The organism is Vibrio sp. 1562, from assembly GCF_033340155.1.
GTDB lineage: Bacteria > Pseudomonadota > Gammaproteobacteria > Enterobacterales > Vibrionaceae > Vibrio > Vibrio alginolyticus.
Window position 1 is genome coordinate 1 of record NZ_JAWOVY010000696.1, and the last position, 539, is coordinate 539.

At 46.2% G+C, this 539-nt stretch carries 2 protein-coding genes; both read left to right on the forward strand.

Annotated features, from left to right (window positions below):
- Window positions 1-226, forward strand: a 226-nt coding sequence (locus tag R7Z49_RS27145) for a glycosyltransferase (protein ID WP_318112772.1), incomplete at its 5' end; no start/stop codon positions are given.
- A gap of 22 nt (window positions 227-248) precedes the next feature.
- A partial coding sequence (locus R7Z49_RS27150; RefSeq protein ID WP_318112773.1) for a Mur ligase domain-containing protein occupies window positions 249-539 on the forward strand: 291 nt, incomplete at its 3' end.

Sequence of the window (539 nt, forward strand, 5' to 3'; positions counted from 1 at the left end):
GCATAAAGACCGTCAACAGGCACTGAATGCCGACCACTTAGTGGAATGCGGTGCTGCGAAGATGATTGAACAACCTGATTTAACCGTGGAGTCTTTGACTCAACAGATCCAACAATTGGATCGCCAAGCTTTACTTTCAATGGCTCAAAAGGCACGCAGTGCCGCAAAATTAGATGCTGACAAAGTTGTCGCACAAGCCATTGTCGCTTTGACCGAAAAGCGTTAACGAATTATTGAGAATCGAATTAATGACTATCCAACATACACAAGACTTAGCTCAGATTCGCGCGATGGTACCAGAAATGCGTCGCGTGAAATGCATCCACTTCATCGGTATCGGTGGTGCGGGCATGAGCGGCATTGCTGAAGTTCTTCTAAACGAAGGTTATGAAATCACGGGTTCAGACTTGTCTGAAAACCCAGTAACCGAGCGCTTAGTGTCGAAAGGGGCAACCGTATTTATTGGTCACCAAGCAAGTAATGTCGAAAAGGCTAGTGTGGTAGTCGTTTCCACCGCGATTAACGAAGAAAACCCTGAA